A 23931-nucleotide genomic window follows, 5' to 3' on the forward strand; every position below is an offset into this window, starting at 1 on the left:
TTAGAAGCAGCCACCATTTAAAGAGTGCGTAATAGCTCACTGGTCGAGTGACTCTGCGCCGAAAATGTACCGGGGCTAAACGTGCCGCCGAAGCTGCGGGATGACCGTTGGTCATCGGTAGGGGAGCGTTCTAAGGGCATCGAAGCCAGACCGGAAGGACTGGTGGAGCGCTTAGAAGTGAGAATGCCGGTATGAGTAGCGAAAACAGAGGTGAGAATCCTCTGCGCCGAAAGCCTAAGGGTTCCTGAGGAAGGTTCGTCCGCTCAGGGTTAGTCGGGACCTAAGCCGAGGCCGAAAGGCGTAGGTGATGGACAACAGGTTGAGATTCCTGTACCACCTCCTTCCCGTTTGAGCGATGGGGGGACGCAGGAGGATAGGGTGAGCAGGCGGCTGGAAGAGCCTGTCCAAGCAGTAAGGCTGGCCAGTAGGCAAATCCGCTGGCCGTAAAGGCTGAGCTGTGATGGCGACGGATTTGATCCGGAAGTCCCTGATTCCACACTGCCAAGAAAAGCCTCTAGCGAGGGAAGAGGTGCCCGTACCGCAAACCGACACAGGTAGGCGAGGAGAGAATCCTAAGGCGCGCGGGAGAACTCTCGTTAAGGAACTCGGCAAAATGACCCCGTAACTTCGGGAGAAGGGGTGCTCTTTGGGGTGATGAGCCCCGAAGAGCCGCAGTGAAAAGGCCCAAGCGACTGTTTATCAAAAACACAGGTCTCTGCGAAGCCGAAAGGCGAAGTATAGGGGCTGACACCTGCCCGGTGCTGGAAGGTTAAGGGGAGCGCTTAGCGCAAGCGAAGGTGCGAACCGAAGCCCCAGTAAACGGCGGCCGTAACTATAACGGTCCTAAGGTAGCGAAATTCCTTGTCGGGTAAGTTCCGACCCGCACGAAAGGTGTAACGACTTGGGCACTGTCTCAACGAGAGACCCGGTGAAATTATACTACCTGTGAAGATGCAGGTTACCCGCGACAGGACGGAAAGACCCCGTGGAGCTTTACTGCAGCCTGATATGGAATTTTGGTATCGCTTGTACAGGATAGGTGGGAGCCAGGGAAGCCGGAGCGCCAGCTTCGGTGGAGGCGTCGGTGGGATACCACCCTGGCGGTATTGAAATTCTAACCCGCACCCCTTATCGGGGTGGGAGACAGTGTCAGGTGGGCAGTTTGACTGGGGCGGTCGCCTCCCAAAAGGTAACGGAGGCGCCCAAAGGTTCCCTCAGAATGGTTGGAAATCATTCGGAGAGTGCAAAGGCACAAGGGAGCTTGACTGCGAGACGGACAGGTCGAGCAGGGACGAAAGTCGGGCTTAGTGATCCGGTGGTTCCGCATGGAAGGGCCATCGCTCAACGGATAAAAGCTACCCCGGGGATAACAGGCTGATCTCCCCCAAGAGTCCACATCGACGGGGAGGTTTGGCACCTCGATGTCGGCTCATCGCATCCTGGGGCTGTAGTCGGTCCCAAGGGTTGGGCTGTTCGCCCATTAAAGCGGTACGCGAGCTGGGTTCAGAACGTCGTGAGACAGTTCGGTCCCTATCCGTCGTGGGCGTAGGAAATTTGAGAGGAGCTGTCCTTAGTACGAGAGGACCGGGATGGACGCACCGCTGGTGTACCAGTTGTCCCGCCAGGGGCACCGCTGGGTAGCTATGTGCGGAAGGGATAAGCGCTGAAAGCATCTAAGCGTGAAGCCCCCCTCAAGATGAGATTTCCCATCGCGTTAGGCGAGTAAGATCCCTCGAAGATGACGAGGTTGATAGGTCCGAGGTGGAAGCGTGGCGACACGTGGAGCTGACGGATACTAATCGATCGAGGGCTTAACCTAGAAAAGCGGAGGCCGCCCGCCTATCGGCGAGACGCGCTGGAGGGCCTGCGAGGAGGCTGTCGCCGCCACAGCAGGACCGAAGCGTCGCGAGCCGATGGCGGCCGGAGCTAGACAGTACGACAAGCGGAGGCTTCTTCCCCAAAAACGGTTATCTAGTTTTGAGGGAATGATCCCACAACTTCATATTGCCTAGTGGTGATAGCGGAGAGGAAACACCCGTTCCCATCCCGAACACGGAAGTTAAGCTCTCCAGCGCCGATGGTAGTTGGGGCCAGCGCCCCTGCAAGAGTAGGTCGCTGCTAGGCTACGAGAAAGCAGCTAATCATGTTTCATGCACGATTAGCTGCTTTTATTTTTTGCCATTTTTTCAAGTTTCTGCTTGGCAAGTGCCCTGAGACACGTTCAATCTTTCCATCTACTAGTATAGAATGTTATCAATACGGGAAACATAGAGGATGGGAGGTGGAGAACGTGAGGGTATCGGTGATCGACAAAAATAAACGCGAAAAAGTGTGCATTGTTTGTGAACAAGAAAAAGCGGAAGGTATTTTTCTTTTTGGCCATTTTCTTTGCGTAGATTGCCATCAGGCGATCGTACAAACGAATACAGATGATCCGAATTATGCATTTTATGTGCAGCAGTTACGGAAAATGATGACATCCAAAATTTATTCGTAAAGGCCTGGATCAGGCCTGTTTTTATTTGGCCTGCCTTGTGCCGAAACGGTCGTAGGTGCCTTGTACGCGTTTCTTTTCGAGACGGTTCGTGTTAATATTATTTTGTTGTTTCCCGTTACATATCTAATGGTTTCCCGTTTTTATTCAGATATCTGTCGTGTTTCTTATGTATGCAAAAGAGCAACAAGGAAAGAGGATTACAATGAATCAAGCGAAAACCCCGTTATATGACGCGTTAACGCGCCATTGGGCACGCCGTCCAGTTTCGTTCCATGTGCCGGGCCATAAATATGGGGCCATATTTCCGAAACGGGCGGAGGATGTATTTTCGTCATTATTGGCGTTGGATGTGACGGAGATTTCGGGACTTGACGATTTGCACCATCCGGAATCAGTCATTGCTGAGGCACAAGCATTGGCAGCTGAACTTTATGGTGCTGAGGAAACGTTTTTCCTTGTAAACGGATCGACGTCCGGAAATTTGGCAATGATTGCTGCCGTATGTGATGAAAAGAAGCGAAAAGTCATTGTACAGCGAAACTGCCATAAATCTGTGATGCATGCACTGCAGTTAATGGGAGCAACCCCTGTTCTTCTTTCCCCTGAGTTTGACAGTGATATGCGTGTTGCTTCGCACGTTTGCATGGAGACTGTCAAAGAGGCGCTTGCCCTTCATCGAGACGCTGCCGCCCTCGTATTGACGAATCCGAATTATTATGGCATGTCAATTGATTTAACGGAAATCGTCCGTCTAGCTCACGACCATGGGATCCCCGTGTTAGTCGATGAAGCGCATGGTGCCCATTTTGTTGTTGGTCCTCCGTTTCCGAAGTCAGCGCTTGCCTGCGGTGCCGATATGGTCGTGCAGTCGGCTCATAAAACGCTGCCGGCAATGACGATGGGGGCATTTTTACATGTGAACAGTGGGCGTATCGATGTAGAGCGGTTGAAATATTTTTTGCAGCTGTTTCAATCGAGCAGCCCGTCGTACCCGATTATGGCGTCGCTTGATTTAGCTCGCAGCTATGTTGCTAAGCTTATGGAAGATGGTGTGGAGGCGATTGTGGAGAAAATTGAAGAGTTCAAGACGGCGTTGAATGATATTGCTGGGGTGACGGTTGTTTCTTCCCGACATCCTGATGTGCAAATCGATCCGCTAAAAGTGACGGTGCAAACGCGCAGTTCGCTGACAGGGTATGAACTACAGCATCGGCTTGAACGCGAAGGGGTGTTTGCGGAACTGGCCGATCCGTTGAACGTTCTACTCGTTTGTCCACTTGCTGCGAACGGACAGCTTATAGAGACAGTGGACAAAATGAAACGGGCGTGGTGCGGGTTGCCGACTGGTCAGGTACCGCTGTTTGGCTCTTTCCCGTTGTTACGCTCGCCGTTGTCAGTATTAGTTCCGTATGATGAGCTGCGTGATGTACGGAAAAAAGTGGTCGCTTTAGAGGAGGCAGAAGGGTATGTGGCGGCGGAAACGGTTATTCCATATCCACCTGGGGTGCCGCTTATGTGGATTGGGGAACGGATCGACCGCAGCCATATTGAACAAATTCGCCAATTCCTCCACCATCAGGCGCATATCCAAGGCGGAAGCCGGCTCAGGGATGGGTTGCTTGTCGTATACGAACTTTGATGATGGAAAGGATGCTACGGGCAATGAACGGGTATTTTTTTTCGTTTGAAGGGCCGGAAGGGGCCGGAAAAACAACGATGATTGGCAAGCTTGAGTCATTTTTGCGCGAGCGAGGCTTTGACGTAATGGTAACGAGGGAGCCTGGTGGAGTGCGCATCGCCGAGGCGATTCGCGCACTCATTTTAAATCGCGAGTATACGGAAATGGATGGACGAACGGAAGCACTTTTGTATGCAGCGGCGAGGCGACAGCATTTGCTTGAGAAAATTGTTCCGGCGCTTGAGGCTGGTCGCGTTGTGCTGTGTGACCGATTTGTTGACAGCTCACTCGCCTACCAAGGATTTGCTCGCGGGCTTGGTGTTGAAGAGGTATGGAAAATTAACGAGTTTGCCATTGACGGATATATGCCGTCGTTGACGGTTTATTTTGATATTGATCCGCAAATCGGGCTCGAACGGATTCGGCAAAACCGGGAACGGGAAGTGAACCGGCTTGATCTTGAAACATTGTCTTTCCATGATAAGGTAAGGGAAGGATATCGGAAGTTGGCGAAGCGGTTTGCTGAACGGATCGTTGTTATTGATGCAAGCCGACCACTCGATGATGTGTTTTCCGAGACGGTGGCGACGGTGCTCTCCCGCCTTGAAGGATCAAAGCGTCATTTCCATGAATCCAATCGTGATGATTCATGCTGGACATGATAGAATAGAAAATAAGAAATGAGAAAGAGTGATGGCGATGCAATGGGAACAGCTAGCAAAACGCCAGCCAGTAGTGGCGAAAATGCTGCAAAGCGGCCTTGAAAAAGGGCGGATTTCCCATGCGTACTTGTTTGAGGGACAGCGGGGGACGGGAAAAAAGGCAGCCAGTTTGTTGTTGGCAAAAAGCTTATTTTGTCTATCCCCGTCAGGAATTGCCCCGTGCTTGGAATGCCGCAACTGCCGACGCATTGAATCCGGTAACCATCCGGACGTTCGGGTAATCAGCCCGGATGGCGGATCGATTAAGAAAGAACAAATCGAATGGTTGCAACAGGAGTTCACGAAAACGGCAGTGGAGTCCGACAAAAAAATGTATATTGTCGAACACGCCGATCAAATGACGACAAGCGCTGCTAACAGCCTTCTAAAATTTTTAGAGGAACCGCATCCGGGAACGGTGGCGGTGTTGTTGACCGAGCAATACCATCGATTGTTAGAAACGGTCATTTCCCGCTGTCAAGTACTTTCCTTCCGGCCGCTGCCGCCGGCAGAACTCGCCGATCAGCTCGTTAAAGAGCGTGTGCCGCTGACGTTGGCGTTGCTCGCCGCTCACTTAACAAATAGCTACGACGAGGCGTTGGCGCTCAGCCAAGATCGTTGGTTTGCCGAGGCACGAACATTAGTGCTACAATTATATGAGATGCTTGGCAAGCCAGAGTTGCAGCTTCTGTTTTTTATCCACGACCGTTTACTTTCGCATTTTCCGGAAAAGCATCAGCTCAACCTCGGGCTTGATTTGCTTTTATATATATACCGCGATTTGTTGCACATTCAAGCTGGACGGAAGGATAGCGCATTATACCGGGATGAGCTTGACCGCCTGCAGCGTTGGGCGCTTTCTTGCCCACAGCGACGGGTTTTAGATGGCATGGAGGCGATTTTACAGGCAAAAGCACGTTTAAATATGACGAATATGAGCACGGCGCTGCTGATGGAGCAGTTGGCTCTTCAATTAAAGCGGTAAAGGAGGGAGAACCGTTGTATACTGTAGTCGGCGTCCGCTTTAAAAAGGCGGGAAAAATTTATTATTTTGACCCAGGCGATTTTGTCATTCCTGCCGGTGAGTTTGTCATTGTCGAGACGGCGCGTGGCATTGAATACGGAAAAGTAGTCATCGCCAATAAACAAGTTGATGAAAACGATATCGTGCTGCCGCTCAAAAAAGTAATCCGAGTGGCGAACGAAAAAGATAAATGGGTCGTTGAAGAAAATAAAAAAGCGGCGCGCGAGGCGTATGACATTTGCTTGCGTAAGGTGGAAGAGCACGGACTCGAGATGAAGCTCGTTGATGTAGAATATACGTTTGACCGCAATAAAGTGATCTTTTACTTTACCGCCGACGGGCGTGTCGATTTCCGTGAGCTCGTCAAGGACTTGGCATCGATTTTCCGCACACGTATCGAGCTGCGGCAAATCGGGGTGCGCGATGAAGCGAAAATGCTCGGCGGTATCGGCCCGTGCGGTCGGATGCTTTGCTGCTCGACGTTTCTTGGCGATTTTGAACCAGTGTCGATCAAAATGGCGAAAGATCAGAATTTATCGCTGAATCCGACGAAAATTTCCGGGTTGTGTGGACGGTTGATGTGCTGCTTGAAATATGAGAGTGAAGAGTATGAAACGGCGAAAGAGCAGCTCCCCGATTTAGGAGAGTATGTTGAGACACCTTATGGCTTTGGTAAAGTCGTCGGTTTGAACATTTTAGAGCGGGTGTTGCAAATCGAATTGCCAGAGCACGGCCGGGTCGTTGAATATACGCTTGATGAGTTGATGAAGGACGGAACGTTATCGATTCGTGTCGCAGATTAATTTGGGGTGGGGCCATGTGGAAAAGGTAGATAAAAAAGAAGTATTTCAATCAGTGGCAAACATGGAAGAGCATCTGAGCCATTTTTACCGCGAGCTTGTGCAGCTGAAACAGCGTGTATCCGAGCTGCTAGAGGAAAACCACCAGCTGCAAATCGAAAACGCTCATCTGCGCCGGCGGCTTGAGCAGCTGGCGGAAGCGTGGGAAGAAGAAAAACGAAAAGAGACGAAGCATGGCAAAAAGCCGGTCGACATCGGCGAAGGATATGACAATTTAGCTCGCCTTTATCAAGAAGGGTTTCATATTTGCCACGTCCACTACGGAAGTGTACGCACGGAAGGCGATTGTTTGTTTTGCTTATCGTTCTTAAACAAAAAATAAAGATAGTGCAACCCTTTCCGCTTCGGAAAGGTTATTTTTTTCAATGGAGGATCGTGTGTGATGGTGGAATTGTACGGGGATGAACGACTTGATTATTTGTTCAATGAGGAGCTCCGCATCATTCAGAGCCCATCTGTGTTTTCCTTTTCCCTTGATGCGGTGCTGCTCGCCCATTTTGCCTATTTGCCCATTCAAAAAGGGCAAATCGTCGATTTATGCACGGGCAATGGGGTGATCCCATTGTTGCTGAGCCAACGGACAAAAGGAACGATTATCGGTATTGAAATTCAGGAACGACTTTGCGACATGGCGAGGCGAAGCATACAATATAACGGACTAGAAGAACAAATTGAGATTATACACGGCGATATTAAAGAGGCGCCGCAGCAAATCGGTTACAGCCGATACGATGTCGTTACGTGCAATCCTCCGTATTTTCCAACTGCCGGCCAGGATGAGCTGAGCAAAAATGAGCACTTGGCCATCGCCCGCCACGAAATTTATTGTACATTAGAAGATGCTGTTCGCGTCAGCAGCCAATTGTTGAAGCAAGGAGGAAAGGCGGCGTTCGTTCACCGGCCGGGGCGGCTGCTTGATATTGTAATGCTTATGCGCCAATACCGGCTTGAGCCGAAACGGCTCCGTTTTGTCTATCCAAAAGCAGGAAAAGAGGCAAATATGATTTTAATTGAAGGAATGAAAGATGCCAGTCCAGATTTAAAAGTGTTGCCTCCGCTTGTCGTTTATGATGAGAACAACGAATATACAGAAGAAATGAAGCGCATCTTATATGGGATTATTTCACCGTAAAAGGGGCGGAACACGAATGCTTTGGCAACAAAAAAGCTTTGTCGAACAAATGGGGCAAGGAACGCTGTATATCGTGCCAACGCCGATTGGCAACTTGGAAGATATGACGTTCCGTGCGGTACGAACATTGCGGGAAGCAGATGTGATCGCCGCGGAAGACACAAGGCAGACGAAAAAACTGTTGTCTCATTTCGACATTCATACGCCGCTTGTTAGTTATCATGAACATAATAAATATGCCAGCGGTCGGCAGCTTGTCGAATGGCTGAAGGAAGGGAAAAACGTAGCGTTAGTGAGTGACGCGGGTATGCCGGGCATTTCCGACCCCGGATATGAACTTATTGTCGCCGCGTTGGCGGAACGGTGCCGCGTCGTTCCCCTCCCTGGGGCGAACGCAGCGTTAACGGCGCTTGTCGCCTCTGGGCTACCGACCGGCCGCTTTTTGTTCGTCGGTTTTTTGGAACGAGCGAAAAAAGAGAAGCGGGAACAGTTGTTGTCGTTAAAAACAGCAGCAGAGACGTTGGTTTTTTATGAGGCTCCTCACCGCTTAAAAGAAACGTTGGCGGCTATGTACGATGTGTTCGGCGAGCGGCGTGTTGCTCTTTGTCGAGAATTGACCAAACGGTTTGAGGAATTCATCCGCGGCGATTTAAGCGAGGCCATCGCTTGGGCGGAGACAACTGACATTCGCGGTGAGTTTTGTATTGTTGTTGAAGGGGCACAGAACGGAAGTGAACCTGAGCGGGAGGAAGAAACGTGGTGGCAGTCGCTTTCACTGGTTGAACATGTCGATTATTATGTTAGTGAACATGGTCTTTCCGTAAAGGAAGCAGTGAAACAGGCAGCTGGTGATCGAAAAATGTCGAAACGCGACGTCTATCAACAGTACCATCGGCAGAAAGAGAAAAAAGAGTTTCTCTGAGAAACCAGAGAAACTCTTTTTTTATTCGCTGTCCGTTGAGTCTTGTAAGTGCTGACGGATCTCCTGAAGCAAAATTTCTGCTCCTTCGCGGCTTAAAATGATTTTACCGCCGGCTAATTTAAAGTTGTCGTCCGAAACTTCGCCTGTGACAACGCAGGTCATGTTCGGTTTATATTTTTTCAAAATGATGCGGTCGTCGTCGACATAAATCTCTAATGCATCTTTTTCATTAATATCTAACGTACGGCGCAACTCAATCGGGATGACGACGCGGCCCAGCTCATCGACTTTACGTACAATCCCTGTCGATTTCATCGTCTTTTCTCCTCTCCGAAATAATTTTTGCGTTTATTCGTCAATATTCGACAAATTTCCTACACCCTAATCATATCAGTGTTTCCATTAAGCGTCAATCCTTTAATATGTAAAATTTTAAAAAAATGTATGTTGTTATTTCAAAAAAAAACTTGCCAATGGATAAAAGGAAAAATGAATGATTTGGGTCGTTGAAAATCTATCCTTGTATAATAAATTCGCGACTCATTTCAAAAATAAGGTCGTATTTTTGGCCATTTGGGTATATTTTTTCCACTGAGGAGAAATAGATGTTTTTGTGGAATGAAAAAATTATGTAAAATAGAAGTAACACCGCTCCCGTCGCCAGATCGGGGGTTTTTGTGCTTAACAGTACGAGGGAGGGCCTAACTGATGGAGAAAAAGACGTTTTATTTGACGACGCCGATTTATTATCCGAGCGACAAATTGCACATCGGCCATGCTTATACAACAGTGGCGGGGGATACGCTAGCGCGCTATAAACGGATGCGCGGTTACGATGTTATGTATTTGACGGGAACCGATGAGCACGGGCAAAAAATTCAACGCAAGGCGGAGGAAAAAGGAGTAACGCCGCAGCAATATGTCGATGAGATCGTCGCTGGCATTCAGGAGCTATGGAAAAAGCTCGACATTTCTTATGACGATTTCATCCGTACAACGCAGGAGCGGCATAAAAAAGTAGTCGAAAAGATTTTCGCGCGTCTTGTCGAACAAGGGGATATTTATTTAGGTGAATATGAAGGATGGTATTGCACGCCATGCGAATCGTTTTACACTGAGCGGCAGCTTGTCGACGGCAACTGCCCGGACTGTGGTCGTCCGGTTGAAAAAGTGAAAGAGCAGTCGTACTTTTTCCGAATGAGCAAATACGTCGACCGTTTGCTTCAATATTATGAGGAAAATCCAGATTTCATCCAGCCGGAATCGCGGAAAAACGAAATGATTAACAATTTTATTAAGCCGGGGCTTGAAGATTTAGCTGTGTCGCGGACGACGTTTGACTGGGGCATTAAAGTGCCGGGCGATCCGAAACATGTCATTTACGTCTGGATTGACGCGCTTGCCAACTATATTACAGCGCTCGGTTACGGCACGGACAATGATGAAAAGTTCCGCAAATATTGGCCGGCCGATGTCCATTTAGTCGGCAAGGAAATCATCCGCTTTCATACGATTTATTGGCCGATTATGCTCATGGCGCTTGACTTGCCGCTGCCGAAAAAAGTATTCGGTCATGGCTGGCTGCTCATGAAAGACGGGAAAATGTCGAAATCGAAAGGCAATGTCGTTGACCCGGTGACGTTGATCGATCGATACGGACTCGATGCGCTTCGTTATTATTTACTCAGGGAAGTGCCGTTCGGTTCTGACGGCGTATTCACGCCGGAAGGATTTATTGAGCGCATCAACTACGATTTAGCCAATGACCTAGGCAATTTATTGAATCGTACAGTAGCGATGATTAAGAAATATTTTGATGGGGTGATTCCGCCGTACCGCGGTCCGAAAACGCCGTTTGACGAAGAGCTGGTACAAACGGCGCGTGAGGTGGTCCGTCAGTATGAGGAAGCGATGGAACGGATGGAGTTTTCCGTTGCCCTTGCTTCGGTTTGGCAACTGATTGGCCGGACGAACAAATACATTGATGAGACGCAGCCATGGGTATTGGCCAAAGATGAAAGCAAACGGGAAGAGCTTGCTTCTGTCATGACCCACCTAGCCGAGTCGCTCCGCCATACGGCAGTGCTGTTGCAGCCGTTTTTGACACGCACGCCAGAGCGCATTTTTGCCCAGCTCGGCATTGCCGACCGTTCATTAAAAGAGTGGGATAGCTTGTACGAGTTCGGGCTCATTCCGGAAGGAACAAACGTGCAAAAAGGAGAACCACTGTTCCCGCGCCTTGATATTGAAGCGGAAGTCGAGTACATTAAGGCGCATATGCAAGGCGGCAAGCCGGCGGTGGAACCCGTTAAAGAGGAGAAGCAAGCGGCTGAGACGGCCGAAATCTCAATTGATGAGTTTGCCAAAGTTGACTTGCGCGTTGCTGAAGTCGTGCATGCTGAACGGATGAAAAACGCCAATAAGCTGTTGAAGCTCCAACTTGATCTTGGCGGCGAGAAACGGCAAGTCATCTCTGGTATCGCTGAATTTTACAAACCAGAGGAACTCATCGGCAAAAAGGTCATTTGCGTCGCCAATTTAAAACCGGCCAAACTGCGCGGTGAGTGGTCGGAAGGAATGATTTTGGCCGGCGGTAACGGCGGAGAGTTTTCACTGGCGACCGTCGATCAACATGTGCCAAACGGAACAAAAATTAAATAACATAATCGCTTAATCGGCGAGGGGGTGTCGACCTTGACACCTCCTTGTCGTTATTTTGTAATGTAAATGTTAATGAACTGTGATATACGTAATCAATTTCTATGCTACACTTATCAACAAGGTGGAAAAGAGGGTAGTTGTATGCTTTTTGATACGCACGCGCATTTGAATGCGGTCCAATATGAAGAAGATTTAGAACAAGTCATTGAGCGCGCCCGTGCTGAAGGGGTTTCGTATATTGTTGTTGTCGGATTTGACCGCCTGACGATTGACCGGGCGATTGAGCTGGCTGAGCGGTATCCATTTATTTACGCAGCGGTTGGCTGGCATCCGGTCGATGCGATTGACATGACCGATGACGACCTACAGATGATTGAGCAGCTCGCCTCCCATCCGAAAGTGGTGGCACTTGGCGAGATGGGGCTTGATTACCATTGGGATAAATCACCAAAAGATGTCCAACAAGATGTATTTCGCCGGCAAATTGCCCTAGCAAAAAAAGTAAAGCTTCCAATCATCATTCATAATCGTGAGGCAACGGCGGATATTTTAAAAATTTTACAAGAAGAAAACGCCGCCGAAGTAGGCGGCATTATGCATTGTTTTAGTGGTAGTGTCGAAGTAGCGAGACAATGTATCGAAATGAATTTTCTCATTTCCCTTGGTGGTCCGGTCACGTTTAAAAATGCGAAAAAGCCGAAGGAAGTGGCAAAGGAAATTCCGCTCAGCCATTTATTGATTGAGACTGATTGTCCGTATCTAACGCCTCACCCTTTCCGCGGAAAACGAAACGAGCCGAGCTATGTCAAATATGTTGCCGAGGCGATCGCGGAGATTAAAAACGTTTCTTTTGACGAAGTGGCGAAAACAACGATGGAAAATGCCAAAAGATTGTTCGCCATCGACCGCTAAAATTAGGCATCAAATGATGGGGAGGCTTGTCGAAAGAACAGAGGAGACGAAAAAGTTCTACAAATTTAGCCAATATGGGCCAATCAGATATCGACAAGTCTTCCTTCCTTTTTCACTGAATTTTCTGCATAAAAGAGTGTGCTCGTGCGTACACGTTAGAGGGAGAGGGGAATCTCGGAGGAAAAGGAGGCGTTTCATTTCATGGCACCAAACGGTAGGAAATGGTTAGACTTATGGAGGAAAAACGTGACCGCTACGGCGAGTGGATTTCTTGCTATCTCCGCGACAACAGGGGTCGCTGGGTATGAGATGGCGAAAGACGATGTGACGTTAACCGCCAATGGGAAAAAACAAGAAATTCGTACTCATGCGGAGAATGTAAAGGAGTTGCTTGAAGAGCAAGGCATTCGGCCGCGCAAGGAAGATTACGTATATCCGTCTTTAAATACACCGATTACTGATGATCTGCATATCATTTGGGAAGCAAGCAAAGAAGTGACATTGACGGTAAATGGGAAAGCGAAAAAAGTGTGGACGACAGCTGACACAGTTGAGGAACTGCTCCGTTCGCAACACGTGGCGGTCGGGCCGTACGATAAAGTGACGCCAACACTTTCGGCGAAAATCAAAAAAGGCATGGACATTGGTGTTGAAAAAGCATTTCCTGTCCGCGTCAATGTTGGTGGTAAACAGCAACAGGCATGGACAACTTCGACTACGGTCGCTGACTTTTTGAAGCAGCAAGGAATTGAGCTGGGCGAACTCGATCGAATTGAGCCTTCCTTGCAAGAAAAGGTCAAAGAACAAATGACGATTCACATCACTCGGGTAAAAAAAGTCACCGATGTAGTGGAAGAGCCTGTTGACTTTGCTGTGATGACGAAACAGGATAGTTCGCTACCAAAAGGAGAGCGACGCGTGATTGAGCCTGGAGAAAAAGGAAAAATTGAAAAAACGTATGAAGTAACGTTTGAAAACGGCAAAGAAGTGGCGCGGAAATTGATTGCGACAAAAACGGTGAAAGAAAGTAAAGCGCGCATTGTCGCCATCGGCACAAAAACGGTGGAACCACCTAAACCATCCGCCATTGGCACAAAAACTAAGAGATCCGACCAGCCATCTTCGCGCGGATCTAATCAAGCTGCGAAGACATTTTATGTTACTGCCACTGCCTATACGGCCTATTGCAAAGGCTGTTCAGGCGTAACGAGAACAGGCGTTAACTTGCGTCAAAATCCTTCCACTAAAGTCATTGCTGTCGACCCATCCATCATCCCCCTTGGGTCGAAGGTATATGTGGAAGGATACGGATATGCCATTGCCGCTGACACCGGCTCAGGCATTAAAGGATACGAAATTGATGTATTTTTCCCGGAAGAGTCAGATGCGATGCGTTGGGGAAGAAAGCGCGTCAAAATACGGGTATTGCCATAGAAATGCACTCGAAGAACAGAGCGGAGGGTTTTTTCCCTCTGCTTTTTTCGTTATAATGACATTGTGTCGAGACAATGCGCACTTCACCACTTCTGTCTAATTAGACGTTATAATCGGAAAAAAGTTTCAACAGAATTGAAAAAAATAAAAGGGAAATGGAGCAATAGCGGTGAAGGTTCATCGTACTATTTATTTTACCGGAAAGGAGGCATTGCAGAAATAGGAAAAAACTCTTATTCCGCCATATTTCTGCAATGATGTGATGAAAATTAAGGAAGTCATTGTCGTGGAAGGAAAAGATGATACAGCGGCGATCCGACGTGCCGTTGATGCCGATACAATCGAAACCAATGGAGCCGCAGTAGGGATGGATGTCATTGAACGAATTAAGCTGGCAAAAGAACGGCGCGGCGTGATTATTTTTACCGATCCAGATTTCCCTGGTGAAAAGATTCGCAGGACGATTGCCGAGCAGGTGCCGGGATGCAAACATGCATTTTTGTCGCGCGAAGCGGCAAAAGCGAAAAACGGCAAAGGCGTTGGGGTCGAGCATGCCTCTCCCGATGAAATTCGCCAAGCGTTCGCCAACGTATATGAAGAGGTGGCGGATTGGCAAGAAGAAATTACATTTGCCGAGTTGATCGAGGCCGGATTAGTCGGTGGAGAGATGGCGCGTCGTCGACGGTTGCGCCTTGGGGAGGAGCTGAAAATCGGCTATGCCAACGGCCGACAGTTTCATAAGCGGCTAAAAGTGTTCCGTATTTCTCGAGATGCCTTTTATGCGGCGTTGGCACAAGTGATGCAGGAGGAGGCAGGCGATGCATAAAGATATTGCGACACCGGGGCGGACGAAAGAAATTTTGGCACGGTACGGCTTTTCGTTTAAAAAGAGCCTCGGACAAAACTTTTTAATCGATACGAATATTTTACGAAAAATTGTTGACGCTGCTGGCATTTCCGGCGACACCGGAGCGATTGAAATCGGGCCTGGCATTGGGGCGCTGACCGAACAGTTGGCGCGGCGGGCCAAAAAAGTGGTCGCCTTTGAAATCGACAGCCGGTTGCTGCCGATTTTGGCTGATACGTTATCAGCTTATGATAATGTGCGCATTATCCATCAAGATGTGTTAAAAGCCGATTTGCATGCGGTGATTGCCGAAGAGTTTGCTGAGGTGAGTGATCGGATGGTCGTGGCGAATTTGCCGTATTACGTGACGACGCCAATCATCATGAAACTGCTCACCGAGAGGCTGCCGATCCGCGGTATGGTCGTTATGATGCAAAAAGAAGTAGCTGACCGCCTTGCAGCCAAGCCGGGAACGAAAGATTACGGCTCGCTGACGATCGCTGTGCAATATTATACAGAGGCGGAAGTCGTCATGACGGTGCCGCGCACTGTATTTATGCCACAGCCGAACGTCGACTCCGCTGTCATCCGATTGACGAAACGATCCCATCCTCCTGTGGCTGTGGAGGACGAAGAGGTGTTTTTTCAAGTGGTGCGGGCAAGCTTTGCTCAGCGTCGCAAAACGCTGTTGAATAACTTGCTGAACAATTTGCCGGATGGAAAGGAGAAAAAAGAACAAATTGAACGGGCGCTCGATGCTGTAGGCATTGATCCGCGCCGTCGTGGGGAAACGCTCGATATGGCTGAATTCGCTTCGTTAAGCAACGCGCTGATGCCGCTTTTCCGCGTCTATATAAATTGAAATAAAGGTTTTCTCCCGTTCCACGGCGAATAAATACAAAGAGAAAATAGGGGAACGGAGAGAAAATATGATGCCAAATCACAAAGACGAGATCGAAAAGTTGTCCACTGCCATGAAAGAAGCAAAAAGTAAACGAGCATATGAACGCTACCAAGCGATTTATCTTCATTTGCAGGGATATACCAAAGGAGAAATCGCAACGATTATTGGTCGATCCAAGAAAACTATTTATAACTATATTCATGCCTACGCCCAGCGCGGTCTTGATGGACTGGAGATGAAATACTCACCTGGCGCCCCACGTCGATTGACCCCTGAGCAGGAAAAAGAGCTGGCTTTGATCATTGAACATCAGCTCCCCGTAGATGTGGGATTCGAAGCAAAATATAATTGGACGCTTGCGATAATCGCTGAACTCATTCAACAAAAGTGGGGGCCAACATACACGCTTCGCGGAACAAGTGACATTCTGCATCGGTTAGGGCTAAGCTATACGAAACCGACCTATACACTAGCCAATGCCGATGAAGAGAAACAAAAAGAATTCGTCGAAATCACCTTCCCTGAAGTAAAAAAAAACTGGTAGATGGGAACATCGCCCATGTCCTCTTTCAAGATGAGTCGATGATTCGTGATTACCAAGCGATTCAAAAAACATGGTTTGTCAAAGGAAAACAACGAATCATTCCGACGTTTGGAAAACATCAAGGGCTGAAGCTGATTGGCACGTTGAACTACGAAACAGGGGAAGTGTTTTGCATCGAAGAAGAATGCTATGACGCGGAAACATTTCTTCGATTTCTTCAACTTGTGTTAGAACGCTATCCCACAGGCAAAATAGTGATGATTTTAGATAACGCTCGAATTCACCATGCCAAACTCATTCAGCCATTTTTAAAAGAACACGAAGATCGGTTAGAGCTCGTCTTTTTGCCACCATACAGTCCGCAATTGAACTTGATTGAAGGGCTATGGAAATGGCTGAAATCAGACGTGATTTACAACGTGTTCTATTCGAGTGTGCAAGAAATTAGAAAGAATGTCCAAGCCTTTATTCAGCGAATCAACCAGAAACCAGAACAAACGATCGATCGTTTGTGTGTTCAGTTGTAAATCTTTAATTCAACTTATATAGACCGCCGTTAAAGGAAAGTGAGACGTCTATCACCTATTGTCCGCGTATGCATATCGTATGGATGACAACGATTATACAATGGAGTGAGTGGTGATGGACGTCAAAATCGGCGATATTGTCGCCCGCAAGTCTTACCAATGTGACTTATTGTTCCGTGTCATTGACATTAAAGAAAGAGACGGAGAGCGAGAGGCGATTTTACATGGAGAAGATGTGCGGCTTGTCGCAGACGCTCCGTGCAGTGATTTAGTCATCATCGATGAGCAGGAGCGGCAAGAACGGAAAAAGCGGGAAATCGAGCTGATCGAACAGGCATACCGGTTGTTTCGACAGGACTACCAGACGATTAAGCAAAAAGTGGAGTATCGAGCGACCGGCGGATATCGAGTAGAGAAAGATTTTTTTCAAATTCCGGGACGCGTCCTTCATTTGGACGGCGACCCGGTATATTTGCGCAAATGCTTGGATTTATATGAACGGATTGGGGTGCCAGTGCACGGCGTTTACTGTGAGGAAAGTGAGATGCCAGAGAAAGTTGGCTCTTTGATCGAACAGTTTCGACCGGATATTTTAGTCATTACCGGCCACGATTCGTATTCAAAATCGAAAGGAAAAGTACACGATTTAAAAGCATACCGCCACTCGCGCCATTTCGTTCAAACGGTGAAAGAAGCGCGCAAAAAAGTGCCGCATCTAGACCAGCTCATCGTTTTCGCCGGTGCTTGCCAATCACATTTCGAGTCGTTGATCCGTGCTGGAGCCAATTTTGCTAGTTCACCTGCGCGGGTTAACATTCATGCTCTTGATCCGGTCTATATTGTTTCGCGCCTCAGCTTCACTCCATTCACGGAAACGGCCGATGTGTGGGATGTGCTTCGCAACACGTTGACCGGAGAAAAGGGATTGGGTGGGGTGGAAACGAAAGGAGTGCTTCGCACCGGAATGCCGTTTCGCCTTATTGAGGAGGAAAGAGGGGGGAACCGCCGCAATTAATGGGCGGTTTTTTTAATGCCTTTCACCGCATTTTTTTACAAAAAAGTGCCATGAAGTACATAAAAAGAAGGATATTGTAGAAAAATAATTATTGACAGAAACAAAAACACGCTGATATAATCATTATTTTTTGACTTTCAATTCCGTTTTTGTTATAATCGTAAGCAGTGAGGTGGATGACGAATGCCAAAAACTTTATCCGATATTAAAAAGACATTGGACTCTAATATCGGGAGACGTTTAACGTTACGAGCCAACGGCGGACGCAGAAAAATGATTGAGCGTTGCGGCATTTTGGCGGAGACTTACCCATCGGTATTTGTCATTGAGCTGGATCAAAAGGAAAACTCATTTGAACGTGTATCGTTTAGTTATGCTGACGTGTTGACAGAAACCGTAAAGCTGACGTTTTGGGATGATGAGCAAGCAGGGGGGCAGTAGACATCAATTGTTTGCTGCTTTTTGTTTTGTTATTAAAGAAAGACGGGGGTTGCTTGCTTATCAGAAAGGTGCGCTAAAAGGTTTGCGAGGAGACGCAGATTAAGCGGTGCTTAGTTTTGCATGGAGTATAATCCATGGATTGTCATTGTAGCAAGATTGAAGTATTACCTGCTGATAACGGCGAAGCGAAACAATAATAGGCAGACATAAAGCCGCCTTCGTTATTTCATACTAAAACTGCCGCAGCCGCCTTTCATCCTTAGCAAGTGAAGCTGGTCGGTTTCTTGCGCTGGCGGGTTGCAAAACGTTTCGTGCCATGACGCCAATGAACATCGAAAGGGGTTGCTGACATTGGGTCGACGCCGCGGAGTTATGTCGCAGCGTTTGAAAGAAGAGCTAGCAAAAGAGCTAGGCTTTTACGATGTCGTGCAGCGTGAAGGATGGGGAGCTATCCGAGCGAAAGATGCAGGAAACATGGTAAGGTTGGCGATTGAACGGGCAGAACGGCAACTGGCCGGGAAAACGGAATAGCGGAGTTGGCGCGTTGCGGCGAGGGTGTCCCAAGCAGGGGACGCCCTTTTTACATATATCGTTTGGCGACGGCATCGAGACATGGTAATATGGTAAAATGGATTGACAGGAGAAAGCCGGATATGGCACGTGTAAAAATCATCAAAACAGAAAAGCGAATGAATATGTCGAATCATTTGTCCGCCGGCATATCGAGACAGTTTGTTTATGAATGTGCGTGGAAGTGGGTGAAGAATCGTGAGGTTGTCGGTAAAAGCGCCAGCAAAAATTAACTTGTCGCTCGATGTTCTTTATAAGCGTCCCGACGGCTACCATGAAGTGAAAATGGTGATGACAACGATCGATTTGGCTGATCGTATTGAGCTGATTCCTTTGCCCGGGGAGGATGCGATTCGCGTTGTGTCGCAAAATCGTTTCGTGCCGGACGATTCCCGCAATTTGGCGTACCAAGCGGCGCAACTTCTTAAAGAGACGTTTTCGATTCGCGAAGGGGTGGCGATTTCGATTACGAAGCATATTCCGGTGGCTGCTGGCTTAGCAGGAGGAAGCAGCGATGCGGCAGCGACGCTGCGCGGGCTCAATAAGCTTTGGAAACTCGGGTTAAGCGTCCATGAACTCGCTGAGCTTGGCGCGCAAATCGGCTCAGATGTCGCTTTTTGCGTTTATGGCGGAACGGCCGTGGCGACTGGACGCGGAGAGATCATCACCCCGATCTCATCGCCGCCACCGTGTTGGGTCGTGTTGGCCAAGCCCCCGATTGGCGTATCGACGGCAGAAGTGTACCGAAACTTGCAGCTTGAGCATGTTAACCATCCGGATGTCGATGCGATGGTGGGGGCGATCGAGCAGCAAGATTATGCAGCGATTTGTCGGTCAGTTGGCAATGTCCTTGAGGAAGTGACACTAAAAAAATATCCGGAAGTCGCACATATTAAAGAGCAAATGAGGCGGTTTGGCGCCGACGCGGTATTGATGAGTGGCAGCGGACCGACAGTGTTTGGGCTAATTGAGCACGATTCAAGAATGCAGCGCGTATACAACGGACTGCGTGGCTTTTGCGATCAAGTGTTTGCTGTAAGGTTGTTAGGGGAGCGACACTCCCTTGATTAAACACGTACATTTTTGGTAAGATAAATTTAAATATTCGGTTTTAGGAGGTCGGCTATGAAGCTAAGGCGAAGCGGCCGTTTAGTCGATATGACACACTATCTTCTTGAACGGCCACATCATCTCATTCCGCTTACTTTTTTTGCCGAGCGGTATGAATCGGCCAAATCGTCAATCAGCGAAGATTTAACGATTATTAAGCAGACGTTTGAACAGCAAGGGATTGGAACAGTTCGGACGTTGCCCGGCGCAGCCGGCGGCGTGCAATACATTCCGAAAATGACCGCCGAGGAAGCCGAGGAAGTTGTCTCCTATTTGTGTGAACAGTTGTCGCGGCCAGACCGGCTTCTTCCTGGCGGATATTTGTATATGACGGACATTCTTGGCGACCCCCGTATTATGAATAAAATTGGTCGTCTTTATGCGTCCATTTTCGCTGACCGTCCAGTGGATGTCGTGATGACGATCGCTACGAATGGGATTCCACTTGCGTATGCTATCGCCAATTTTTTGCACGTGCCGGTTGTGATCGTCCGTCACGACAATAAAGTGACGGAAGGACCGATGGTAAGCATCAATTATGTATCGGGTTCGTCTAGGCGCATCCAAACGATGGTCCTGTCCAAGCGCAGTTTGGCCGAAGGATCAAACGTGCTGATCGTCGACGATTTCATGAAAGCAGGTGGCACGGTCAACGGAATGGTCAGTTTGCTGCAAGAATTTAACGGCAATGTCTCTGGCATCGGTGTGCTCGTCGAGTCTGAAGAGGCAAAAGAGCGGTTAGTTGACGAATACATTTCACTTGTAAAGCTATCAGCTGTTGACATAAAAGAAAAACGAATCGCGGTCAAGGAAGGAAATTACAAAGCGTTTGTTTAGGTAGCGTGTTGCTTGTTATAATGAGGAAAATTGAGGAAGGAGGATTTTACTAATGAGAAAAGTGGAAACAAAAAATGCGCCACAAGCCATTGGTCCTTATTCACAAGGAATTATTGTCAATAACATGTTTTACAGCTCAGGGCAAATTCCGCTCACTCCGGAAGGGGAATTGGTAAAAGGTGACATTCAAGCGCAGACGCATCAAGTGTTCCAGAATTTAAAAGCGGTATTGGAAGCAGCTGGCGCTTCGCTCGAAACGGTCGTAAAAACAACGGTATTTATAAAAAATATGGATGATTTTGCGGCCATGAATGAAGTATACAGCCAATACTTCCCAAACCATAAACCGGCGCGCTCATGCGTGGAAGTGGCTCGATTGCCGAAAGATGTCCTTGTCGAAATTGAAGTCGTTGCTCTTGTACCGTAACAGTCAATCTCCTCCTTTTCCCTACCTGAAGTTTATAAAAAATTTTTTGAAAAAAGAAGGAAATGACTCGAGGACGTGGAATTAATTACATCGAGTCTCATATAGGGAAAAGGTGGTGAGCATAATGGAAGTGACAGACGTAAGATTACGCCGCGTCAATACCGAAGGACGGATGAAAGCGATCGCCTCCATTACGTTGGACAACGAATTTGTCGTCCATGACATCCGTGTCATTGACGGGAATAACGGACTGTTTGTTGCGATGCCGAGCAAGCGCACACCAGACGGGGAGTTCCGCGATATCGCCCATCCGATCAATTCCGCTACGCGCGGAAAAATCCAAGAGGCGATCTTAGCTGAATACCACCGCCTCGGGAAGTTGGAAGAAGAACTTGAAGAAGCTGGCGCTTCGTAAACATATTGAAGAGAGCTTAGGCAAAATTGGCCAAGCTCTCTATTTTTTTGGCAAATGCATTGTTTCCTTGAAATGAGCAGCCAATTCATATATATTCAATTATGGATAAAAGGGTAATTGGGGGCCTTTCACATGGTAAAGCGATATGCAGTCATTTTGGCGGCCGGACAAGGAACGAGGATGAAATCCAAGTTGTATAAGGTACTTCATCCCGTTTGCGGCAAGCCAATGGTTCAGCACGTAGTGGACCAAGTGTCCAAGCTTGGGGTAGAAAAAACGATTGCAGTAGTGGGATTTGGGGCGGAGCAAGTGAAAGAACAGCTCGGCGCCCAGTGTGAATACGCCTTGCAAGAAAAGCAGCTCGGGACAGCACACGCGGTAATGCAGGCCGCGCCTCATTTGCAAAACCTTGAAGGGATCACCATCGTGGTCTGTGGTGATACACCGCTCATCACCGCTGAGACGATGGAAGCGCTCCTCGAGCACCATATGACCGCTGGGGCGAAGGCGACCGTATTGACGGCCATCGCTGACGATCCGACCGGATATGGCCGCATTGTTCGCAACAGTGATGGCCATGTTGAAAAAATTGTTGAGCATAAAGATGCGAATGAACAAGAGCGGGAAATCCGCGAGATTAACACGGGAACGTATTGCTTCGATAATCGAATGTTGTTTCAAGCGCTTACAAAAGTAACAAACAATAATGCCCAAGGCGAATATTATTTAACCGATGTGATCGAAATTATAAAAGCGGATGGTGGCATTGTCTCCGCTTATCAGGCACCGTCGTTTGACGAAACGATCGGTATCAATGACCGCATCGCCCTTGCTGAGGCGGAACGGATTATGCGCGATCGCATTTGCCGCCAACATATGAAAAACGGGGTGACGATCATCGACCCGGCTTGCACTTATATTTCAGCTGAAGCGACGATCGGGCGCGATACGGTCATTTATCCTGGTACGGTCATCGAGGGAGAGACAGTGATCGGCGAAGATTGTACGATCGGGCCCCATTCAGAAATTAAAAACTGTCACATCGGCCACCGCACATCTATTCGCCACTCGGTCGCCCATGACAGCGAGATCGGCGACGATGTGACGATCGGTCCGTTCGCCCATATTCGTCCGCTGTCGAAAATTGACGATGAGGTACGAATCGGCAACTTTGTCGAGGTGAAAAAATCGACATTCGGTAAAGGAAGCAAAGCTTCGCATTTAAGCTATATTGGGGATGCAGAAGTCGGAGCCGATGTCAACCTTGGCTGTGGATCGATTACGGTCAATTACGATGGTGTGCATAAGTATCGGACGAAAATTGAAGACGGTGCATTTATTGGCTGCAACTCCAACTTGATTGCGCCGGTCACGATCGGCCAAGGCGCTTACGTCGCCGCTGGATCGACGGTCACCGATAATGTTCCCGGCCGTGCGCTCGCTATTGGTCGCGCTCGACAAGTGAACAAAGAAAATTATGTGGATCGCCTGCGAGGCAAGAAAAAATCTTAATGGAGGTTTATCATGTCTGAATGCCAACACCAATTAAAGTTGTTCGCCCTGAACTCGAACATGAAGCTAGCGAAACAAATTGCTGAAACCATGGGGATCGAGCTTGGCAAGTGTTCAGTATCCCGTTTTAGCGATGGAGAAATTCAAATTAACATCGAAGAAAGCATCCGCGGCGACGATGTATTTGTCATCCAATCGACAAGCGTCCCGGTCAATGAGCATTTAATGGAACTGCTCATTATGATCGATGCATTAAAACGTGCTTCAGCGCGCACGATCAATATCGTAATGCCATACTACGGTTATGCGCGACAAGACCGGAAAGCGCGCTCGCGCGAGCCGATTACAGCGAAACTCGTGGCCAACTTGCTGGAAACAGCCGGGGCATCGCGCGTCATTACGCTCGATTTGCATGCCCCGCAAATCCAAGGGTTTTTCGATATCCCGATCGATCATTTAATGGGTGTTCCGATTTTAGCGGATTACTTTAAAAGCAAACAGTTGGATGATGTCGTCATCGTTTCCCCGGACCATGGCGGTGTGACGCGGGCACGCAAGTTGGCTGATCGTCTGAAGGCACCGCTCGCTATTATTGACAAACGCCGGCCGCGGCCAAACGCTGTTGAAGTAATGAACATCATCGGTCAAGTGAAAGGAAAGACGGCCATTTTGATTGATGACATTATCGATACAGCTGGGACGATTACGCTGGGGGCGAACGCCCTTGTCGAAAACGGGGCGAAAGAAGTGTACGCATGCTGTACTCACCCGGTGTTGTCCGGTCCGGCGATTGAGCGTATTCAAAATTCCAAAATTAAGGAGCTTGTCGTCACCAATTCGATTGCCTTGCCAGAAGAGAAGAAAATTGATAAAATTGTAGAGCTGTCGGTGGCGCCGCTCATTGCTGAAGCGATTACGCGCGTGTATGAAATGCAATCCGTCAGCGTCCTGTTCGACTAAA

General features: G+C 48.4%; 25 protein-coding genes and 2 rRNA genes (1 of these 27 running past the window's edge). 26 read left to right on the top strand and 1 reads right to left on the bottom strand.

What is annotated here, in order from left to right:
* From NSQ22_RS00150 to rsmI, 10 genes are all read left to right on the top strand, one after another.
* Positions 1-1819: ribosomal RNA gene (locus NSQ22_RS00150) — 23S ribosomal RNA — on the top strand (it extends 1110 nt beyond the left edge of the window).
* A gap of 188 nt (positions 1820-2007) precedes the next feature.
* Positions 2008-2124 (top strand): 5S ribosomal RNA (rrf, locus tag NSQ22_RS00155).
* A gap of 166 nt (positions 2125-2290) precedes the next feature.
* Positions 2291-2497, top strand: coding sequence for a sigma factor G inhibitor Gin (locus NSQ22_RS00160; RefSeq protein WP_008881670.1), 207 nt, complete (start codon positions 2291-2293; stop codon positions 2495-2497).
* Between the two features lie 202 nt (positions 2498-2699).
* Positions 2700-4136 (top strand): aminotransferase class I/II-fold pyridoxal phosphate-dependent enzyme, encoded by a 1437-nt coding sequence (locus NSQ22_RS00165; protein WP_029761809.1) that lies wholly within the window; start codon positions 2700-2702, stop codon positions 4134-4136.
* Positions 4137-4159: 23 nt separating this feature from the next.
* The gene (gene tmk, locus NSQ22_RS00170; protein ID WP_008881672.1) at positions 4160-4837 is read left to right on the top strand and encodes a dTMP kinase; all 678 of its coding nucleotides are present in this window, start codon (positions 4160-4162) and stop codon (positions 4835-4837) included.
* 31 nt (positions 4838-4868) lie between these two features.
* The gene (holB, locus tag NSQ22_RS00175) at positions 4869-5861 is read left to right on the top strand and encodes a DNA polymerase III subunit delta' (RefSeq protein WP_008881673.1); all 993 of its coding nucleotides are present in this window, start codon (positions 4869-4871) and stop codon (positions 5859-5861) included.
* 14 nt (positions 5862-5875) lie between these two features.
* Positions 5876-6703 (top strand): stage 0 sporulation family protein, encoded by an 828-nt coding sequence (locus NSQ22_RS00180; RefSeq protein ID WP_008881674.1) that lies wholly within the window; start codon positions 5876-5878, stop codon positions 6701-6703.
* 16 nt (positions 6704-6719) lie between these two features.
* A complete protein-coding gene (gene yabA, locus NSQ22_RS00185; RefSeq protein WP_008881675.1) occupies positions 6720-7082 on the top strand; it encodes a DNA replication initiation control protein YabA in 363 nt (120 codons plus the stop codon).
* A gap of 60 nt (positions 7083-7142) precedes the next feature.
* Positions 7143-7892 (top strand): tRNA1(Val) (adenine(37)-N6)-methyltransferase, encoded by a 750-nt coding sequence (locus NSQ22_RS00190; protein WP_008881676.1) that lies wholly within the window; start codon positions 7143-7145, stop codon positions 7890-7892.
* Positions 7893-7908: 16 nt separating this feature from the next.
* Positions 7909-8814 carry a 16S rRNA (cytidine(1402)-2'-O)-methyltransferase gene (rsmI, locus tag NSQ22_RS00195; protein ID WP_011886600.1) on the top strand — a complete coding sequence of 302 codons (906 nt, stop codon included), beginning with the start codon at positions 7909-7911 and terminating at the stop codon, positions 8812-8814.
* A gap of 21 nt (positions 8815-8835) precedes the next feature.
* Here rsmI and NSQ22_RS00200 read toward each other — a convergent pair whose 3' ends face one another.
* Positions 8836-9129, bottom strand: coding sequence for an AbrB/MazE/SpoVT family DNA-binding domain-containing protein (locus NSQ22_RS00200; RefSeq protein ID WP_008881678.1), 294 nt, complete (start codon positions 9127-9129; stop codon positions 8836-8838).
* Between the two features lie 393 nt (positions 9130-9522).
* Between NSQ22_RS00200 and metG the strand changes: the two genes are divergently transcribed.
* The 16 genes from metG (at position 9523) to NSQ22_RS00280 (ending at position 23930) form a co-directional block, all read left to right on the top strand.
* Positions 9523-11475 carry a methionine--tRNA ligase gene (gene metG, locus NSQ22_RS00205; protein WP_008881679.1) on the top strand — a complete coding sequence of 651 codons (1953 nt, stop codon included), beginning with the start codon at positions 9523-9525 and terminating at the stop codon, positions 11473-11475.
* Positions 11476-11616: 141 nt separating this feature from the next.
* Positions 11617-12387 (top strand): TatD family hydrolase, encoded by a 771-nt coding sequence (locus NSQ22_RS00210; protein WP_008881680.1) that lies wholly within the window; start codon positions 11617-11619, stop codon positions 12385-12387.
* 201 nt (positions 12388-12588) lie between these two features.
* Positions 12589-13821, top strand: coding sequence for a G5 and 3D domain-containing protein (locus NSQ22_RS00215; RefSeq protein ID WP_008881681.1), 1233 nt, complete (start codon positions 12589-12591; stop codon positions 13819-13821).
* 262 nt (positions 13822-14083) lie between these two features.
* Positions 14084-14647, top strand: a complete 564-nt coding sequence (rnmV, locus tag NSQ22_RS00220) for a ribonuclease M5 (protein WP_339264010.1) — start codon at positions 14084-14086, stop codon at positions 14645-14647.
* A complete protein-coding gene (gene rsmA / locus NSQ22_RS00225) occupies positions 14640-15530 on the top strand; it encodes a 16S rRNA (adenine(1518)-N(6)/adenine(1519)-N(6))-dimethyltransferase RsmA (protein WP_339264012.1) in 891 nt (296 codons plus the stop codon). The genes rnmV and rsmA overlap by 8 nt, the downstream gene beginning before the upstream one ends.
* Before the next feature lie 67 nt (positions 15531-15597).
* Positions 15598-16643, top strand: a protein-coding gene (locus tag NSQ22_RS00230) for an IS630-like element ISBs2 family transposase (RefSeq protein ID WP_076611651.1) whose coding sequence is annotated in 2 segments (ribosomal slippage) — positions 15598-16101 and positions 16104-16643 — 1044 coding nt in all. Because the reading frame shifts where the segments join, the coding sequence is not laid out codon by codon here.
* Positions 16644-16758: 115 nt separating this feature from the next.
* Positions 16759-17658: a sporulation peptidase YabG gene (yabG, locus tag NSQ22_RS00235; protein ID WP_339264014.1), complete on the top strand. Its 900-nt coding sequence runs from the start codon at positions 16759-16761 to the stop codon at positions 17656-17658.
* 183 nt (positions 17659-17841) lie between these two features.
* Positions 17842-18099, top strand: coding sequence for a Veg family protein (locus NSQ22_RS00240; protein ID WP_008881684.1), 258 nt, complete (start codon positions 17842-17844; stop codon positions 18097-18099).
* 351 nt (positions 18100-18450) lie between these two features.
* On the top strand, positions 18451-18630 hold the full coding sequence (locus tag NSQ22_RS00245) for a small, acid-soluble spore protein, alpha/beta type (RefSeq protein WP_011886605.1): 180 nt from the start codon (positions 18451-18453) through the stop codon (positions 18628-18630).
* Positions 18631-18752: 122 nt separating this feature from the next.
* Complete coding sequence (locus NSQ22_RS00250) at positions 18753-18902, top strand: hypothetical protein (RefSeq protein ID WP_008881685.1); 150 nt, start codon at positions 18753-18755, stop codon at positions 18900-18902.
* A complete protein-coding gene (ispE, locus tag NSQ22_RS00255) occupies positions 18868-19740 on the top strand; it encodes a 4-(cytidine 5'-diphospho)-2-C-methyl-D-erythritol kinase (protein WP_008881686.1) in 873 nt (290 codons plus the stop codon). The genes NSQ22_RS00250 and ispE overlap by 35 nt, the downstream gene beginning before the upstream one ends.
* 54 nt (positions 19741-19794) lie before the next feature.
* On the top strand, positions 19795-20616 hold the full coding sequence (gene purR / locus NSQ22_RS00260) for a pur operon repressor (protein WP_029761812.1): 822 nt from the start codon (positions 19795-19797) through the stop codon (positions 20614-20616).
* 52 nt (positions 20617-20668) lie between these two features.
* On the top strand, positions 20669-21043 hold the full coding sequence (locus NSQ22_RS00265) for a RidA family protein (protein WP_008881688.1): 375 nt from the start codon (positions 20669-20671) through the stop codon (positions 21041-21043).
* Between the two features lie 124 nt (positions 21044-21167).
* Positions 21168-21458, top strand: a complete 291-nt coding sequence (gene spoVG, locus NSQ22_RS00270) for a septation regulator SpoVG (RefSeq protein WP_003247437.1) — start codon at positions 21168-21170, stop codon at positions 21456-21458.
* Between the two features lie 132 nt (positions 21459-21590).
* Positions 21591-22970, top strand: coding sequence for a bifunctional UDP-N-acetylglucosamine diphosphorylase/glucosamine-1-phosphate N-acetyltransferase GlmU (glmU, locus tag NSQ22_RS00275; RefSeq protein ID WP_008881689.1), 1380 nt, complete (start codon positions 21591-21593; stop codon positions 22968-22970).
* Positions 22971-22982: 12 nt separating this feature from the next.
* Entirely contained in the window at positions 22983-23930 is a 948-nt protein-coding gene (locus NSQ22_RS00280; RefSeq protein ID WP_008881690.1) for a ribose-phosphate diphosphokinase, read from the top strand.
* Position 23931 lies beyond the last annotated feature (1 nt).

Source organism: Geobacillus sp. FSL K6-3411 (genome assembly GCF_037965715.1).
GTDB classification, from domain to species: Bacteria; Bacillota; Bacilli; order Bacillales; family Anoxybacillaceae; genus Geobacillus; species Geobacillus thermodenitrificans.